Below are 16,127 nucleotides of genomic sequence, written 5' to 3'. Positions count from 1 at the left end.
CTCAGGCCCGCACCGTGATGGCGTCGGCGGCATCCCAGCCCACCGTCACGCTGCGGTCCGCCGCGATCGGCAGGGCCTTGGAGCGCGACAGCTCCACCAACATCACCTTCTCGCCCACGCGCACCTGGTACTGGATCCGCGAGCCGAGCGAATATTCGTTATAGACCGTGCCCTTCAGGCTGTTCTGGGCGCTGTCTCCGGCGCCAAGGAAGCGCAGATATTCCGGGCGGATGACCACGAAGGCGTGGTCCGCCTCGGCATCCTCCTCGGGCGCGCGCACATGGAAGGCGCCGGGCACGTCGACCCCGCGCCAGGGCGCGCCGTCCTCGCCCTTCTTCACCTCGATGACGTTCACCTCGCCGACGAATTCGGAGACGAAGCGGTCCACGGGATGATTATAGATCTGTTCCGGCGTGCCCACCTGCACCAGCCTTCCGGCGCGCATGACGCCGATGCGGTCCGACATCACCATCGCCTCTTCCAGCGAATGGGTGATGTAGATGAAGGTCTTGCCGGTCTCCTTGTGGAGATCCTTCAATTCCTTCTCCAGCACCTTCTTCAGCTTGTAGTCGATGGCGGAGAGCGGCTCATCGAAGAACAGCACTTCCGGGTCATAGGCGAGCGCACGGGCGAGCGCGACGCGCTGGCGCTCGCCGCCCGAGCACTTCATGACATTCTTGGAATAATAGCTTTCCGGCAGGCGTACCACGCGCATCAGCTCCAGCGCGCGGGCCTTGCGCGCCTTGGCGTCGACGCCGCGCACCTTCAGCGGGAATTCGATGTTGTCGCCCACGCTCTTGTGGGGAAACAGGGCCAACGACTGGAACACGAGGCAAGTCGGCCGCTTGTTGGGCGGCACCTCGTTGATGCGCTCGCCGTGCAGCGTGATGTTGCCCTCGCTCGGCTGGTCCATGCCCGCGAGCATGCGCAGCAGCGTGGTCTTGCCCGAGCCCGAGGGGCCGACGATGGTGAGGAATTCTCCTTCGATCACATCGAGGTCGATCTTCTCGACGGCGACGAAATCATTGAAGGTCTTGCGCACCCCGACCAGTTGCAGGATGGGCAGTTTCGGCGCGGCTTCTTGGGTCATCACGGGTCTCGACAGGCGAAAAGGCAAGGCGGGTGAAAGTCGGGCGGGGGCTCATGCGCCCTACGGCCCCCTCCCCACCCCTCCCCCGCAAGCGGGAGAGGGAGCGCATCGGTGCTTTTTGAGGGAGCCATTCCCTTTCCCACCACCCCGTCCCCTTCCCACCTGTCCCCTCTCCCGCGTGCGGGGGAGGGTTAGGGAGGGGGAACGCCACGATAGGGGGAGGGGAAAACGGGGAAGCGAAACCGGAGCCCTACCCCCGCACGCGCTTGGCGGCGTTCATGAGATCGAGCGCCTTGTCGTAATCGGGCACGATGTCGTACTCGACGGAACGATCCATCTCCTCGTCCAGGCTGTCCCACTGGATGGCTTCCAGCTCCTTCTTGCTGAACAGCTTGAAGCAGTCCGGATTGCCCATCTGGGCGACCGGGTTGAACGTGCCTTCCGCGAACGCCACCGTGTGGGCCACTTCCGGCGCCTGCACATATTTCAGGAACTCCACCGCCAGCGGGGTGGGGTTGGGATTATTGACCGTGGAGGTCACCTCGATCCACGAGACGCCGCCCTTGCCGCCCGGCAGCGGACCCTTGAGCGGGGTGATGCCGCGCAGCTCGGGATAACCGTCGGCGCGGGCGGGCGAGACCGAATAGGTGCCGCCGGTGAGGTGCAGGTCGATTTCACCGGACACCAGCGCCTGGTTCATGGCGGCGATGTCGCCGATGAGCTTGGCGCCCTTGAACACCTTCTTCGCGGTGTCCTCGAACTTGGCCAGTTCCTCCGGCGTGTGGACCTTGAACGGGTCGATGCCGGCGACCAGGAAGATGTTGAACACGTTCCAATCGTCGGATTCCAGGATGCCGTACTTGCCCGAGAGCTTGGGATCGTTGAACAGGTCCCAGCCGGTGCTCTCGGCGGTCTTGCGGTCGATCTTCTTGGTGTTCACCACGAAGGAATAGGGCCCAAACCGCTGGCAGGAGCCGAGCAATTCCTTGCCGTCGTCGCTCATGGCCCATTTGTAAGGCCATTTGAACATGGGCAGCATCTTGGCGAAGAACGGCTCGAACTCGTCCTTCGGGAGCGGCTTGATCAGCTTCTCCGGATACATGACCTTGCGGGCCCAGGGATTGTTGACGTTGATCAGGTCCCACACATTGATTTCGCCCGCGCGCAGGCGGTTGATCATGGTGGGATCATTGGTGAGGCTCTCCGCCTTCACCGTGGCGCCGGTTTTCTTGCGGAACGGATCCAGCACCTGGGCGGAATTATAGCCCTCCCAGCACAGGATGTTCAGCTCCTTCTCGCGCGCCGCGAAGGCGGAGCCGGTCATGGCGAACGGGCCGCCCGCCATCGCAAGGCCGCCGGCCGCCATGCCCTTGAGCACAGACCGTCTGGAAATGGTCATTGTCGATCCTCTGGAATGGTCTGGTGGTTCTGATTTCGTGTCCAATCTTCACCCCCCAGTTCCTCCGGCACAGCGCCGCCGGTCCCGTCCGAAGGGTCGGAGAGCAGGTCGCGGCGCCGAAGGAATGTTGGACTTTCTGTTGGACTATGTTGGATGTTAAGCTCCGACTCGTGGGCTTTACAACAGTTTTTTTGCACCGCTTTCCTCGTTTCGCACTGCGGCATGATGCGGTGCTCCGCCGCTTTCCGCCTTCCCATCCATCGGTGTTATTAAAGTGCCGCGCTGCCCCCGCGCACGCGGGCAGGTGTCCGCGGTGGCGCGTGCGCCCTGCACCTTGAACGCGTTTCTGCCGGAGCAAATGTTCAGGATGACTGGCCAGAAGCGTGACCCCCGCGCCGCTCAAGCCCGCCGCGGCGCAGACGCGGGGGACGGGAGACACTCGCCTGTTGCTCCTCTTGCCCTTCTTGCCGCCCGCGCCATCGCCGGCTTGCGCGCCCATCCGCGCCTCGCATGCGCGGTGGCCATCGTGGTTGTGGTCGTGCTGCAACGTCTTTATCTCGGCCTCACCATTGGCGATGCGCTCGACCAATCCGCCGAGGTCAACCAGTCCCGGTTGACGATGCAAATTCTCCGCCGTGATGGATTCAGGTTCGAATTCCTCAAGACGCTTTGGTATCTCCAGCAAACACCTCCGATTCCGCAGCTCATCTTTGGCGTGATCGTGAATCTGGCGGAGTGGCCGGTCAGCGTCGCGCGCTGGCTCTACGTTCTCCAGACGGCGATCGGCAGTGCGAGCGGGGTGGTGCTCTTTCTCCTTCTGGCGCGGCTCGGGTGCGGCTTGCTCGTGAGCGCCGGCATGGCGCTTGTGTTCGCATGCTCCACGGACCTGCTGGTGATCGAAGCCTATTCGTTCGGCCAGCTTTTTTATGAAACGCTGGGCATGTTCCTGACCTTGCTGGCGAGCTATTTCCTCTGCATCGCCTTCGACGCACCGGCGCCCGACCGCACCGTCCGCAAGTTCATCCTTTTGGCCGGTCTGAGCACGGCGCTCGCCATACTGACACGGTCGTCCCTGTCGTTTATTTCCGTGCCCATCGCCTTCGTCCTGGCCTGGAACCGCGGCCTGCGCGCCATGCTGGTTTTCCTCCTCCCGGTGATCGTGCTGCAAGGCGGATGGGCGCTGAAAACCTATGCCGTGTACGGTTATTTCAGCCCCACCGCGTCCTCATGGGGCGGCATCAGCGTGATGCATGGGCTGTTCCAGACCGAGGCGGATGCAAAGCGCTTCATCGACGCCGTGGCCAAGCCCGGCAGCCCGAGCGCAGACTGGTTCGTCCGGCTCATGCAGGAAAAAGGCGTGGTCGAATGGGTGCCGCCCGCCGTGATGTCTTTTGTCCCCGACGACGTGCGTCAAAAGCAGGCCCAGATCGACGCGGAGCTGCGCGGCACCAACCGAGCGGTCAATTCCATCGCGGTTCAAATGCTGTCGGTGGAATATCTGAAAGCGGTCAAAGCCAATTTTGGCCTCTTAGGCCCGTTTTTGTTGGATAAATTCTTGCGATCCTACCGCATATATTGGGAGCCGATTTTGAATTATGGGAGAATGTTCGTCGGCCCCCTGTTTCTGGAGCCTCGTCTGGCCAGCATCGCGGACCTGACGTTCGACTGGCGACCGCAGACCGCCTGGGTCAATGAAGGGACGTTCCAAATCAAGATCCCGGAGCCAATTTCCCTGCCGTCGATCCGCCTGCTTGCGTTCGACACGTTCTTCTTTTTCATTTTGCACTTTGTAACGCCGCTGGCTTTTATCGCGGATCTCACGCTCCGGTGGCGCAAGCGCCCCGGCATATTCGATGGAAAGCTGGTTTTGCTGCTGGCGGTGGTGACCTACGGCGCGCTCTTCTTCAACGCCGTGGAACTGACCGAGAACATGCGTTTCCGCATCGCTGTGGAACCTGAAATCATCGCATTCTCGCTGGGGTTGATCGCGGCCCTCGTGGCGCGGATCCGTGCGGCGCGGTGGCAGGGCCCAGCCGCGATCAGCGCCCCGGGCGGCCCGGCATAAAAGGCGACAGAACAGCGGCGCATCTCCCGCCGCGCGCACCGGCCCCGGCGAAGCCATGCAAGATGCCGCTAGCGCATAAAAGAGCCCCGTCTTGTCCGGGGTCCTCCGCACCGGCGCGGGCGTTCCATTTGCGGGTGTGGAGGATCGAGAGATGTTGGACTTTCTGTTGAACTATGTTGGATAGGAAGCTCCGACTCGTGGGCTTTACAACAGGTTTTTTGCACCGCATTCTGCGTTTCGCATAGCGGGACGAAGCGCCCGCCGCGCGCGCGTCTTCCCGCACCCGTCGCGTTGAAAAACCTTTCAGATCATGAGGAGAAGCGCATGTTCAAAGCGCTCGCAGGGCGTACCGTCATCGTCACCGGTGCCAGCAAGGGCATCGGGCGCGGCATCGCGAAACGCTTCGGCGCGGCCGGGCTGAATGTGCTTGTGGTGTCGCGGAAGTTGGAAGAAGCCACATCGGTCGCACAGGAAATCGGCGCCCATGCCTCGGCCTTCGCCGCCGATGTCACCAAGGCGGAGGACTGCCGCGCCTTCGCCGCCGCCGCGCTGGAGCGCTATGGCAGCATCGACGTTTTGTGCGCCAATGCCGGCATCTTCCCCGCCGCCAAGCTGGACGTGATGACGGGGGAGGATTTCGACCTCGTCATGGACACCAATATGAAGGGCACGTTCCTTTCGGTGTCAGCCGTGCTGCCGCAGATGAAGGCCAAGAAATGGGGGCGCATCGTGCTCACCTCCTCCATCACCGGGCCGATCACCGGCTATCCCGGCTGGGCGCACTACGGCGCCTCCAAGGCGGCGCAGCTGGGCTTCATGCGCACCGCGTCCATCGAGCTTGCGCCCTTCGGCATCACAATGAATGCGGTGATGCCCGGCAACATCCGCACCGAGGGCCTCGACGGGCTCGGGCCGGACTATATCGCGAAAATGGAATCTTCCATTCCCTTCAAGCGGCTCGGCAGCGTGGACGACATCGCCAATGCCGCCTTGTTCTTCGCGTCCGAAGAGGCCGGCTACATCACCGGCCAGGGCATGGTGGTGGATGGCGGGCAGATCCTGCCCGAATCCCTCGGCGCGCTGGAGGAGATGGGCGGGCCGGTGTGAAACGCAAAACGGCCCCGGGCGAACCGGGGCCGACTGTCTTTCGTAACATTTCGCGGGGCGTCGAGGCGGGCGGCTATTCCGAGCGTATGCCCATTTCGGCGCGCAGGCGGGCGCGCAGCACGTCGATGGGATGGCGCCGCCCTTCCTGCTCCACATGCCAGAAGGTCCAGCCGTTGCAGGCTTCCGCCCCCTGGGCGAGCGCGCCCATGCGGTGGATCGAGCCCACGGTCGGCGCTCCGGCCAGGCCGGTGAGGGCGATGGTGCCGTCCGCCCGCACGACGGCGCGCACATTGCCCTTGGAATCGGTGAGTTCCACACCGGGCGTCACCAGCCCGCGCTCCACCAGGGCCGAGAAGGCGACACGCGGGGCCTCGCGCGCGCTGGGCGGGGCGGCAAGCGCGGAGTCCGGCAACGGCGTCACGCCGGCGATGCGCTTTTCCGCCGCCGCCGCGTAAGTGGTGTCGCGCTCGATGCCGAGATAGTGCCGTCCCAGCCGCTTGGCCACCGCCGCCGAGGTGCCCGAGCCGAGGAACGGGTCCAGCACCACATCGCCGGGCCGCGAGGCGGAGAGCAGGATGCGCGCCAGCAGGGCTTCCGGCTTCTGGGTGGGGTGGGTCTTGCGGCCGTTCTCGTCCTTCAGCCGCTCATGGCCGGTGCACAGGGGAAACAGCCAGTCGGACCGCACCTGCGTATCCTCGTTGCCGCCCTTCAGCGCCTCGTAATTGAACACGTAATTGCGGGCGTCGGCATCGCGCGCGGCCCAGATCAGCGTCTCATGGGCATTGGTGAAGCGGCGGCCGCGGAAATTCGGCATGGGATTGGTCTTGCGCCAGATCACGTCGTTGAGGATCCAGAAGCCGAGATCCTGCATCGTCGCGCCGACGCGGAAAATGTTGTGGTAGGAGCCGATCACCCACAGCGTGCCGGACGGCTTGAGCACCCGCCGCGCGGCCGCGAGCCAGGCCTTGGTGAAGGCGTCATAGGCGGCGAAGCTTTCGAACTGGTCCCACTCATCGTTCACCGCGTCCACGCGGCTTTCGTCGGGGCGCTTCAGCTCGCCCTGGAGCTGGAGATTATAAGGCGGGTCTGCGAAGACGAGATCGACGCTATTGGCCGGCAAAGCGTTCATGGCCGCGATGCAATCCCCGACCAGCACCCGGTCCAGTTCCAGATCCGGCACTGCCGCGAGGGCCGCCCGGGACAGACGGGGCGCCCCTCGGGGCGCCCCTTTACGCACCACATTCATGACGCAACCCATACGCAACGCTTACGATGGGGGCAGTGTCGCGGCGCGGACTTAAGGGCAGGTAAAGCAGGAGGGTTTTTTCGCCCGGATCGCGCGACTATCCGCGCCGGGCGCCCTGCGGCCGCACGCCGGGGGCCGGTCGCTCCAGCAGCACGTCGCGGCGGAACCGCACGAGGCGCGCCGGGCGCCCGCCGGTGCCGCTGGTGGTCTCTCCGGTTTCCTCCACCAGGCCCTGGCTTTCTACCAGGCGGCGGAAATTCTGCTTGTGCAGCAGCATGCCGGAGAGCGCCTCCACCGCCTTCTGCAATTGCAGCAGGGTGAAGGCGGGCGGCATCAGCTCGAACACCACGGGGCGATACTTGATCTTGCCGCGCAGGCGGCTGATGGCGGTGGCGAGGATGCGCCGATGGTCGAGCGCCATGGGCTGGCCGAGCAGCGGCTGGCCGGGAAGCGCCTCGGGCGCGGCCGGCGCCCCGTCCTCTGCTGCGGCTTCCGCGACCAGGCCGGCTTCATAGAGCAATTCGTAGCGCTCCAGCACGCGCTCGTCGTTCCAGGAGGTCTCTTCCGCCCCTTCCTGGCCGAAGGCGAGCACGCGGCGGCGACGGCGCACCTCGGCGGTTCGCGCGTCGGGCGCGGCGCACGCCCAGGCTTCCAGGCCCGCGCCGATGCGATCGAGCACGCCCGGGCGGCCGCCGCGCCAATCCTCCCAGGGGAAGCAGGCGTACCAGCCGAGCCAGGCGGCCGCCATCTCGCCCGCCGGGCGCGCCTCGCGCACCAAAGCGAGATAAGCCACCGAGAGCGCGCGCGCCGCCCCGCCGTCGTGCCGGTCGAGATCGCCGAAGGTGTAGAGCTGCTCGATATAATTGAGCTGCTGGTGGGTCTGCCGCTCCACCCAGCTGCGCAGGCCGCCTTCGAGCGTGCGGTGGTGCTCCTCCAGCGGGCCGGAGGGGAGCGCCGGCCGGTCGCCGACGCGCAGCGCGAGCACGCGCGGCTCCTCCGCCGTCACCGCAACCACGGCGGCGCTCAGATCAATGCTGAATTCAGCCGGCGCATCGCTTCCCCCTCCCGCCACGGGGCGCGAGGGAAAGCGGGGTCGGTCATCGCGCATGCCCACCGCCATGGAGATTGCCCTGAGCGATCCTATGGCGCGAACGCGCGCCGGCGGCAATGCGGATTTCGGCGGGGGTGGGCGCGGAGACGGCGGTGATGCGCCCCGTGTCCCCGCCCAGCGACGGCCGTGCCGGAGCGCCGAGCCGGGCCCCTGGGGAAAAGCCGGCGCAGCCGGCATTGCGCTTGGCCGGGACGCGCGAGGGAGGTTGCCCCGGATTGATCCTCACGCCCCCGGTATGCGCGCGTGCGCCAGCACCTTGCGCATCACGCTCGGCAGCGCCTCGCGAGCGAAATCCACCGGCTGCACCCAGCGATGGCCGGCGGGCGCGACGGTGGCTGCGGGCAGATCGGCGCGCCACACCTCCAGCTCCAGGGCGAAATGGGTGAACACATGGCTCACCCGCCCCGGCAAGGCGCGCCAGCCCTTGGCCCCGGCGGAAAGCGGCGCATGATCGCCAGCCGAAGGCACGCCGGCGGTCCACGGGGTGGAGGGCACCTCGGTCATCTGCGCGAGCAGGCCCTTTTCCGGCCGGGTGCGCAGCAGCACCGCGCCATCGGCGCGCACGGCGAGAAAGGCGATGCCGGCCCGCGCCGGCTTCTCGCCCTTCGCCGCTTTCACGGGATAGCGCGCGGGATCGCCCGCCGCCCGGCCGAGGCAGGGCGCGCTGAGCGGGCACAGCACGCAGGCCGGGGAACGCGGGGTGCAGATGGTGGCGCCGAGATCCATCATGGCTTGCGCGAAATCGCCCGGCCGGTCGTGCGGCGTCAGCGCGGCGGCGAGCGCCTTGATGCGCGGCTTGGATTTCGGCAAGGGCTCATCCACGGCATAAAGCCGGCTGACCACACGCTCGATATTGCCATCCACCGGGCTTGCCGGGAGATCGAACGCGATCGCGGCGATGGCCGCCGCCGTATAGGGGCCGATGCCGGGTAGAGCGAGCAGCGCGGTCTCGTCGGCGGGAAATTCGCCGCCGTGGCGTTCCACCACCGCCTTGGCGCAGGCGTGCAGATTGCGCGCGCGGGCATAATAGCCGAGCCCCGCCCAGGCGGAGAGGACCTCTTCCAGCGGCGCCGCCGCAAGATCCGCCACACGCGGCCAGCGCGCCAGGAAGGCGGAGAAATAAGGCCCCACCGCCTTCACCGTGGTCTGCTGGAGCATGATTTCGGAGAGAAACACGTGATAGGGCTCGCCCAGCCGCCCGCCTTCCGCGCGCCAGGGCAGCCGGCGCCGGTGGCGGTCGTACCAGGCCAGCAGGGCGACGGCGATCGCCCCCGTCGCCTTTTCGCCCGTCGCCTTTTCGCGGGTCACTTTCGCGGGGGCGGCCGGCACGGCGGCCTTCACTTTCGCGGGGGCGGCCGGCGCGGCGGCCTTCACTTTCGCGGGGGCGGCCGGCGCAGCGGCCTTCTTGCGCGCGCGCGGGGCTGATAGGGTGGCATCGTCCATGGCGCCACCGTGCCGGGGCCGCGCGCCGCCCGCAAGGGGGCGAACGCCCGGCACGCGCGCCTTCCACCTGACGGTCCCCAGCGCGCCGCACCTGCCGCAGCCATGACGGAAGAGAGCCCCATCAAATCCCCCTGGAAGCGGCGGCCCGCCGCCCGTCCCCTCGCCGACCTCGTGGGGCCTTCCATTGCCGACCTGTGCGGCAAGGCGGGCTTTTCGGCGGTGGAGATCGTGACCCATTGGGACGAGATCGTCGGCCCCGCGCTCGCCCCGCGCTCGACGCCGGTGAAATTGCAGTGGCCGCGCCAGGATGCCCGTCAGGCCAGCGAGCCGGCGACTTTGGTGGTGCGGGTGGAAGGCGCCTATGCCATCGAGCTGCAATATGCCGCGCCTGTGGTGATCGACCGCATCAACGCCTATTTCGGCTGGCGCTGCGTCGGCCGGCTGGTGCTGCGCCAGGGCCCGGTGCCGCAGCGCCATCAAGGCCCGCCGCCGCGCATTGAGCCGGCGCCGGAAGCGCTGGCGCAAGTGCGCGGCACGCTCGGCCGGTTCGAGGACGAGGCGCTGGGCGCCTCCTTGGCCCGGCTCGGCGCCCTGGTGCGCCGCGAGCGCCGGAAATCTTGATCGTCCCGAGGGCACGAAGGGATTGGCGCCCTATCCTCGCCATGCTAGCGCGCTCCCTAGAACGCGAAGGCCCTTTCCCGGAGATTTCCATGTCGCTTCATCGTCGCCGTTTCCTGCTGGGCGTGGGTCAGTTCGCCCTGAGCGTCGCGCTCGCCGGCCCCCTGCTCCAGCTGTCCGGGATGCTGCCGGGCTTGTCGGAAGGCGCGCTCGCGCAGTCCCCGGCCCAGGGCCAGACCGTGGACCCGCTCAAGCTGAACGCCCCGGCCGCCACCCCGCTGCCCGAGCAGTCCATGGGCAAGGCGGACGCGCCCATCACCATCATCGAATATGCCTCGCTCACCTGCAGCCATTGCGCGGCGTTCCACACCGGCACCTTCCCGACCTTGAAGGAAAAATACATCGACACCGGCAAGGTGCGTTACATCCTGCGGGAATTCCCGTTCGATCCGGTCGCCACCGCCGCCTTCATGCTGGCGCGCTGCATGCCGAGCGACAAATATTTCCCCATGGTCTCCTCGCTGTTCGAAACCCAGCGCAGCTGGGCGTTCGGCAATAATCCGGCCGAGGGGCTGATGCGCGTCGCCAAGCAGGCGGGCATGAGCGAAACCGATTTCGAGAAATGCCTGAGCGACAAGGAGCTGGCGGAGAAGATCCAGGCCGGCACGCAATATGGCAATAAGGAACTCGGCGTCGATTCCACCCCCACCTTCTTCATCAATGGCAAGAAGGTGTCGGGCGCCATGACCCCCGAGCAGCTCGACAAGGAACTGGCGCCCCTGCTCGCCGGCAAGTGAGGCACCGGCCGCCGGCGGAGCGCTCCGCCGGGCGGCAATCGCACGTCATCCACAGCGCGCGCCGTTGACATTGCGGCGCGCGCCCCTTATCGAACCGGCTCGATCCAATACATTGTGTCGACGAGCCGCGCGGTGAAGCCGCGCCGCGGTCGGCCGAAGGCAGTAGGTTATGAAGATCCGCAACTCTCTCAAGTCGCTCCTCGGCCGTCACCGGGACAACCGTCTCGTGCGCCGCAAGGGCCGCGTCTACATCATCAACAAGACCCAGAAGCGCTACAAGGCCCGCCAGGGCTGAGCGTTTCCCCGCTCCTTGCGAGCGGGGCTCTCGTCATCGAGATGAGTTGATCGCGCCGCTCCCCCCGAAAGGGGTGGGGCGGTTGACGCTTTATGCGCCTCGCCTCACACTTTGCGGATGATGATGTCCAAGCATCCGTCCGTGGGTTCCCATCCGTCCGTGGCGTCCGCCGCGCGCGCCACCGCCGCCGGGCGGCGTGCGCTGGTGATGGCGCTGGCCTGCGCGCTCGCTTTGGCGCTCTGCGGCGCCTATGCCGCCCACGCCCAGACCACCGGCGAAAAGCCCTCGGCCGGCGCGGCGCCGAAATCCCGCTCCGATGCAGGCCGGCCCGATGCCGGCGCGGCGGAGGCCACCCCAGCCCGACCCAAGCTGCCGCGCGACCGGCGGGTTCAGCTGGACGCCATGTTCGAGGCCCTGCGCCTCGCGCCGGACGATGACACCGCCTCGGCCCTCGGCAGCCGAATCGAGGCCATGTTCGCCCAATCGGGCAGCCCCAGCGCGGACCTGCTGATGTCGCGCGCCGAGGCGGCCACCCAGGCCAAGGAATACGATCTGGCGCTGGAATTGCTCGGCTCGGTGATCGACGCCTATCCCGATTTCCTCGCCGCCCGCAGCCGGCGCGCCACGATCTATTATCTCCAGGACGATTACGCCTCGGCCCTCGTGGACGTGGGCGAGGTTCTGACCCGCGAGCCGCGCCATTATTCCATGCTGCTCGGCCTGTCGCTGATCATGCGCGAGGTCGGCGACGACACCCATGCCCTGGAAGCTGCCCGCCGCGCCCTCGCCGTCAACCCCCACCTCACCGCCGCCAAGGACATCGAGACCGAGCTGAAGATCAAGGTGGAAGGGCGGGATATTTAGGAGCGGATCGACATTCAGTGAAGTGGCAGCGCCCCACAGGGAGTGCGCGCCCTCTTTCTGCATCTTTCGCTCGTCGCCCCCGATCGTCATGGCCGGGCCTGTCCCGGCCACCCACGCCGGGCCGACGGCGCCATCCCTGAAAAGCCGGCGCCAGGGGTGCCGCGTGGATGCACGGGACAAGCCCCGTGCATGACGATGCTCTGCTGCAGACGATGTCACCTTGCACTGGCATCGGGCCAGAAATGTCGATCCTCCGCTAAACGTTGATGGGGCGCCTCGTTTCCGTCTCCGGGCAGCTTGCAAGCGAAAGGTGCAATTCTCGGCGCGCCGAACGGCCATTCCGGACATCCGAGGCGGCGCGGATTCATTCGCGCGGAACGTTCGCCCGAAATCGCGGTTTGGTCCGCGAAGAAGGCACGGAAAAGTGCCCCCAAGTGCCTTCTCCGTGCGATTCGTCTGCGCTAACCCATTGTTTCACGTGAAACATTTTTAGAACGCGGCGACCACTTCCACATCCCCAAAGCCCTCAGGCCAGGAGTGCGGCGAGATAGGCCTCGGCGGCGGAAAGATCCGTCGCGCCCGCCACGAGGCCCACATAGCCGTCCGGCCGCACCACCCAGAGCCCGTCATAACCTGCGGGCGGCTCACGGGTTTCGACCAATCCACCGAACCCGGCCGCAAGGTCGCGCGCCGCGGCGCCGTGTGCGATCAGGGCGAAGCGGGGGGTATCTCCGGCGCCGATCGGCGGCAGGCTGGCATCGAGCTGCGGCCAGCGCTCGCCCGCCTTCGGCAGATCCCCGCCATGGGGTGCGTGCGGCGCCGTGACCGACAAGGGACTGTGCGGATAGGCGATTTCCAGCTCGGTCAGGCTGTGCGAAGCACGGCGCTGCACCTGCGACAGGCCGAGCACCACATGGGCGGCGAAATTGCGCACCGCCTGGGCGAGCGGATTGCGCATCACCGCGAGGTCGGTCATGCGGGTCGCATTGTGCAGCACCAGGTCACCAACGGCGCTGCGCTCCACCGAATAGCTGTCGAGCAAGGCAGGCCTGGCACGCCCCCGCACCACGAGGGCAAGCTTCCAGGCGAGATTGAAGGCGTCCTGCATGCCCGTGTTCATGCCCTGCCCGCCCGCCGGGCTGTGAATGTGCGCGGCATCGCCCGCCAGGAACGCGCGGCCGAGGCTGTAGTCCTTCACCTTGCGCTCGTTGATGCGGAAATTCGCCAGCCAGAAGGGATCATGCATGCGGATGCCGCCCGGGCCGCGCGCATCCACCAAGGCCTGCACCTCGGCCAGCGTCGGATCCGGCCGATGTGCCTCGCTCTGCGCCGGGCCAAGATCGGCCACCATGCGATAGCGTCCGCCGGTGATGGGGAAGAAGGCGAGGATGCCGTCGGAATGCCAATAGATGTCCAGCTTGTCGGGGGTCAGCCCTTCGAGATGCACATCCGCGAGAACCCAGTCGCTGGGCTGGGTGCTGCCCGCAAAGTCCATGCCGAGGGTGTGACGCACCGTGGAATGGGCGCCGTCACAGCCCACCAGCCAATCCGCTTCCACCTGCTCCTCCCGGCCGGAGGCGTCGCGCAAGGTGGCGTGCACGCCGTCGCCCACAAGCGCAAAGCCGGTGAGCCCGGTGGTGCGCTCCACCTTGACTCCGAGCGATTCCAGATGGGTTTCCAGCAGCCGCTCGGTCTCGCTCTGGGGGATCATGACGGCGGCGGGAAACAGGCTCTCCGCCGCGTCGAAATCAATCTCGGCGATCAGCGTGCGGCCGTTGGAGATGCGGGCGCCATAGACTTCCATGCCGGCGGCGACGAAGTCCTGCGCCCGGCCGGTGCGGGCCAGCAGCTCCAGCGAGCGGCTCCACAGCACGAGCGCCTTGGATTTGTCGGTGCGCGCGGCGGATGTGTCGACGATCCGCACGCCGACGCCATATCGCGCCAGCTCGCCCGCCAGGGTCAGGCCAACCGGCCCCGCGCCCGCGATGAGAACACGCCCCGTCCCAGCCATGTGCCCCTCCCTGACCCGGGCGTTTTTGCCCGTGGTGCCGCAGGATGGCGCGGCATTCTGGAAATATCACAGCCTCAGGGGGAAAGGCGCGATAGCCGCCATTCTGGATGCTATTTCCCGCGGCTCGCGGGGTTCGGCATGGGCATCGGCGCATTGCCGGGCGGCGCGACGCCGGGCAGCACCCGGCTGGATTGGTTGGCCTCGGTCAATTGCACGGTCCAGCCGCGCTGCTCCTTGGTGTCCACCTCCAGGAAGCCCGCCCGGTCGAAGCCGCGCGCCAGGCAATCCTCCACCCCGCGAATGGTGAATTCCTTGTCGCGGGTGCACATGAAGGCCTTGCCCGCCCATTCCCCGCCCTGGTCGTAATCCACGGCATAGAGATAATAAAAGCGCGCCACGAGGTCGCCGCGCAGCAAGGTCTCGCAGCTGTTGGCCGCGACGTTCCACCACCCCTCCGTGGTCCAGACCTCGTTTTCCTTATAGCCGATGGCCACCCCGACCCGGCTGGAGGTGCGGTTGCACAGGCGGAAGTCGGCGGCCGCGGGGGCCGCGCTCGCCGTCAGGGCACCCGCCGCGAGCACGGCGAGAAGCGCCAGCGCGCGCAGGCCGCGCCAGAGGGCGGAAGATCCATTCGGAACGAACGGGTGGGAAAACAACATGGGCTCGGCTGTTAGCCTTGGTACGGCACGGGCGTCAATGGACGATGCATGCAGGAGGCATCGTCCCGTCTTTTCGGGCGCGATCGGGGCAGAAGCGAGGCAGATCATCCCGGCCGGCCCGGCCTTGCGACCCACAGGCCGAGCAGAACAAGCCCCATGCCCACCCCCTGAAGCACGCCCAGCGCCTCCCCCAGCACCAGCCAGCCCAAGGCTGCCGCCGACACCACTTCCAGGAAGAACACCAGCGCCCCATAGATCGGGGGCACCACGGAAAGCCCCACCGCCATCAACCCCTGCCCGCCCACCTGGCTCACCAAGGCAAGCCCCAGCAGGGCGGCGGCCCCCGAAGCGCTCGCGGGCCATAAGGTCGGCTCGGCCACCAAAGCCACGACGAGCAGGATAAGTGTCGTGGCGGCCGTGGAAATCAGCGTCACCGCCCCGGCCCCTCGGGTGCGCCGGGCCTTGCCGATCGCCAGGAAATAGGCGGCGAAGAAGACCGCCGTCACCAGCCCCGCCGCATCGCCCAGCAGATGCGCCGGCTCCAGATGGAAGCTGCGCCCGATCAGCGCGCCCGCCCCCGCAAGGCACAGCACGAGCCCGGCAAGCGTGGCGCGGGTGATGGCGGCGCGCATTACCAGCCAGGCGAACAGCGCCACCCATACCGGCGAGGTGGTGGCGAGCACGGCGGCATTGGCGACGCTGGTTCCGAGAATCGCCAGATGCCAGAAAAACAGGTCGCCGGCGAAGAAAACCCCCGCCACCAGCGCCGCGCGATCCGGCACCAGGGCCCGCCGCCCCTCGGCCGCCAGCGCCCACACGAGCAGAACCGGCAGCGCCAGGGCGGTGCGCCAGAAGGCGCTGGCGAACGGCCCCACGTCCGCAAGCCGCACGAACAGCACCGACGCGCCCATCGCGAAGGCGCCGCCGGCGAGGGCGGCGATGCCGAGCGCAAGCTGCAGGGGCGATGCGACGGCGCCTGGCCCCGGATTCACGGCATCGCCCTTGCGACCCTTGCACCCGGCGCGCGCACGCGCCACATGAAGCCGACAAAGGGACCACACGCCATGAGCACCCAACTTTCCGACCCCACGCCGCTGGATGGCTCCGGCGCGCTTTCCGAGCAGGACCGCGAGCGGCTTGAAGCGGCGGCGTTCCGTCGGCTCGTCGCCCACCTGCGCGAACGTACGGACGTGCAGAACATCGCGCTCATGAACCTCGCCGGCTTCTGCCGCAATTGCCTCTCCAACTGGTATCTGGACGCCGCCGAGGCCGAAGGCCTGCCGGTCGACAAGGCGCAGAGCCGCGAGGCGGTCTATGGCATGCCTTACGAGGAATGGAAAAGCCGTTATCAGAGCGAGGCGACGCCAGAGCAGGCCGCGGCGTTCAAGCCGCCGCACGATGGCCATTGAACCGGCCGCGTGC

General features: G+C 67.2%; 15 protein-coding genes. 7 read left to right on the top strand and 8 right to left on the bottom strand.

Annotation, left to right across the window (positions count from 1 at the left end; genetic code table 11):
- Position 1: 1 nt before the first annotated feature.
- Both V5F78_RS01555 and V5F78_RS01550 read right to left on the bottom strand, forming a co-directional pair.
- Positions 2-1,090, bottom strand: a complete 1,089-nt coding sequence (locus tag V5F78_RS01555) for an ABC transporter ATP-binding protein (RefSeq protein ID WP_394068818.1) — start codon at positions 1,088-1,090, stop codon at positions 2-4.
- Between the two features lie 250 nt (positions 1,091-1,340).
- Positions 1,341-2,489, bottom strand: coding sequence for an ABC transporter substrate-binding protein (locus V5F78_RS01550; protein ID WP_394068816.1), 1,149 nt, complete (start codon positions 2,487-2,489; stop codon positions 1,341-1,343).
- Positions 2,490-2,856: 367 nt separating this feature from the next.
- On the opposite strand from V5F78_RS01550, the gene V5F78_RS01545 reads away from it, so the two are divergent.
- Complete coding sequence (locus tag V5F78_RS01545) at positions 2,857-4,554, top strand: hypothetical protein (RefSeq protein WP_394068814.1); 1,698 nt, start codon at positions 2,857-2,859, stop codon at positions 4,552-4,554.
- A gap of 324 nt (positions 4,555-4,878) precedes the next feature.
- On the top strand, positions 4,879-5,661 hold the full coding sequence (fabG, locus tag V5F78_RS01540) for a 3-oxoacyl-ACP reductase FabG (protein WP_394068812.1): 783 nt from the start codon (positions 4,879-4,881) through the stop codon (positions 5,659-5,661).
- 73 nt (positions 5,662-5,734) lie between these two features.
- Here fabG and V5F78_RS01535 read toward each other — a convergent pair whose 3' ends face one another.
- The 3 genes from V5F78_RS01535 to mutY all read right to left on the bottom strand — a co-directional run bounded on the left by V5F78_RS01535 (position 5,735) and on the right by mutY (position 9,461).
- Entirely contained in the window at positions 5,735-6,907 is a 1,173-nt protein-coding gene (locus tag V5F78_RS01535) for a site-specific DNA-methyltransferase (RefSeq protein WP_394068810.1), read from the bottom strand.
- 97 nt (positions 6,908-7,004) lie between these two features.
- Positions 7,005-8,015 carry an NUDIX hydrolase gene (locus V5F78_RS01530; RefSeq protein ID WP_394068808.1) on the bottom strand — a complete coding sequence of 337 codons (1,011 nt, stop codon included), beginning with the start codon at positions 8,013-8,015 and terminating at the stop codon, positions 7,005-7,007.
- A gap of 225 nt (positions 8,016-8,240) precedes the next feature.
- Positions 8,241-9,461, bottom strand: coding sequence for an A/G-specific adenine glycosylase (mutY, locus tag V5F78_RS01525; RefSeq protein ID WP_394068806.1), 1,221 nt, complete (start codon positions 9,459-9,461; stop codon positions 8,241-8,243).
- A gap of 102 nt (positions 9,462-9,563) precedes the next feature.
- Between mutY and V5F78_RS01520 the strand changes: the two genes are divergently transcribed.
- The 4 genes from V5F78_RS01520 (at position 9,564) to V5F78_RS01505 (ending at position 12,035) form a co-directional block, all read left to right on the top strand.
- Positions 9,564-10,082: a DUF721 domain-containing protein gene (locus tag V5F78_RS01520; protein ID WP_394068804.1), complete on the top strand. Its 519-nt coding sequence runs from the start codon at positions 9,564-9,566 to the stop codon at positions 10,080-10,082.
- Positions 10,083-10,171: 89 nt separating this feature from the next.
- Positions 10,172-10,876: a DsbA family protein gene (locus tag V5F78_RS01515; RefSeq protein ID WP_394068802.1), complete on the top strand. Its 705-nt coding sequence runs from the start codon at positions 10,172-10,174 to the stop codon at positions 10,874-10,876.
- A gap of 169 nt (positions 10,877-11,045) precedes the next feature.
- Positions 11,046-11,171 carry a type B 50S ribosomal protein L36 gene (ykgO, locus tag V5F78_RS01510; protein ID WP_012114086.1) on the top strand — a complete coding sequence of 42 codons (126 nt, stop codon included), beginning with the start codon at positions 11,046-11,048 and terminating at the stop codon, positions 11,169-11,171.
- Positions 11,172-11,312: 141 nt separating this feature from the next.
- Positions 11,313-12,035 (top strand): tetratricopeptide repeat protein, encoded by a 723-nt coding sequence (locus V5F78_RS01505; RefSeq protein WP_509276488.1) that lies wholly within the window; start codon positions 11,313-11,315, stop codon positions 12,033-12,035.
- 526 nt (positions 12,036-12,561) lie between these two features.
- On the opposite strand, the gene V5F78_RS01500 is transcribed toward V5F78_RS01505, so the two are convergent.
- The 3 genes from V5F78_RS01500 to V5F78_RS01490 form a co-directional block, all read right to left on the bottom strand.
- On the bottom strand, positions 12,562-14,046 hold the full coding sequence (locus V5F78_RS01500; protein ID WP_394068798.1) for an FAD-dependent monooxygenase: 1,485 nt from the start codon (positions 14,044-14,046) through the stop codon (positions 12,562-12,564).
- Positions 14,047-14,156: 110 nt separating this feature from the next.
- Positions 14,157-14,705 (bottom strand): DUF1036 domain-containing protein, encoded by a 549-nt coding sequence (locus V5F78_RS01495; protein WP_394068796.1) that lies wholly within the window; start codon positions 14,703-14,705, stop codon positions 14,157-14,159.
- 104 nt (positions 14,706-14,809) lie between these two features.
- Entirely contained in the window at positions 14,810-15,697 is an 888-nt protein-coding gene (locus V5F78_RS01490; RefSeq protein ID WP_394068794.1) for a DMT family transporter, read from the bottom strand.
- 72 nt (positions 15,698-15,769) lie between these two features.
- Between V5F78_RS01490 and V5F78_RS01485 the strand changes: the two genes are divergently transcribed.
- Positions 15,770-16,114 (top strand): DUF1244 domain-containing protein, encoded by a 345-nt coding sequence (locus V5F78_RS01485; RefSeq protein WP_394068792.1) that lies wholly within the window; start codon positions 15,770-15,772, stop codon positions 16,112-16,114.
- The last annotated feature ends 13 nt before the right edge of the window (positions 16,115-16,127 follow it).

Source organism: Roseixanthobacter glucoisosaccharinicivorans (assembly GCF_043195095.2).
Taxonomy (GTDB): Bacteria; Pseudomonadota; Alphaproteobacteria; order Rhizobiales; family Xanthobacteraceae; genus NCEH01.
Note: the sequence above shows the minus strand (reverse complement) of the source record. Positions and strands in the feature narration are given on the sequence as shown.

Coding starts and splice junctions, on each gene's coding strand:
- V5F78_RS01555 (WP_394068818.1), bottom strand. CDS start 1,090: ATGACCCAAGAAGCCGCGCCGAAACTGCCCATCCTGCAACTGGTCGGG.
- V5F78_RS01550 (WP_394068816.1), bottom strand. CDS start 2,489: ATGACCATTTCCAGACGGTCTGTGCTCAAGGGCATGGCGGCCGGCGGC.
- V5F78_RS01545 (WP_394068814.1), top strand. CDS start 2,857: ATGACTGGCCAGAAGCGTGACCCCCGCGCCGCTCAAGCCCGCCGCGGC.
- fabG (WP_394068812.1), top strand. CDS start 4,879: ATGTTCAAAGCGCTCGCAGGGCGTACCGTCATCGTCACCGGTGCCAGC.
- V5F78_RS01535 (WP_394068810.1), bottom strand. CDS start 6,907: ATGAATGTGGTGCGTAAAGGGGCGCCCCGAGGGGCGCCCCGTCTGTCC.
- V5F78_RS01530 (WP_394068808.1), bottom strand. CDS start 8,015: ATGCGCGATGACCGACCCCGCTTTCCCTCGCGCCCCGTGGCGGGAGGG.
- mutY (WP_394068806.1), bottom strand. CDS start 9,461: ATGGACGATGCCACCCTATCAGCCCCGCGCGCGCGCAAGAAGGCCGCT.
- V5F78_RS01520 (WP_394068804.1), top strand. CDS start 9,564: ATGACGGAAGAGAGCCCCATCAAATCCCCCTGGAAGCGGCGGCCCGCC.
- V5F78_RS01515 (WP_394068802.1), top strand. CDS start 10,172: ATGTCGCTTCATCGTCGCCGTTTCCTGCTGGGCGTGGGTCAGTTCGCC.
- ykgO (WP_012114086.1), top strand. CDS start 11,046: ATGAAGATCCGCAACTCTCTCAAGTCGCTCCTCGGCCGTCACCGGGAC.
- V5F78_RS01500 (WP_394068798.1), bottom strand. CDS start 14,046: ATGGCTGGGACGGGGCGTGTTCTCATCGCGGGCGCGGGGCCGGTTGGC.
- V5F78_RS01495 (WP_394068796.1), bottom strand. CDS start 14,705: ATGTTGTTTTCCCACCCGTTCGTTCCGAATGGATCTTCCGCCCTCTGG.
- V5F78_RS01485 (WP_394068792.1), top strand. CDS start 15,770: ATGAGCACCCAACTTTCCGACCCCACGCCGCTGGATGGCTCCGGCGCG.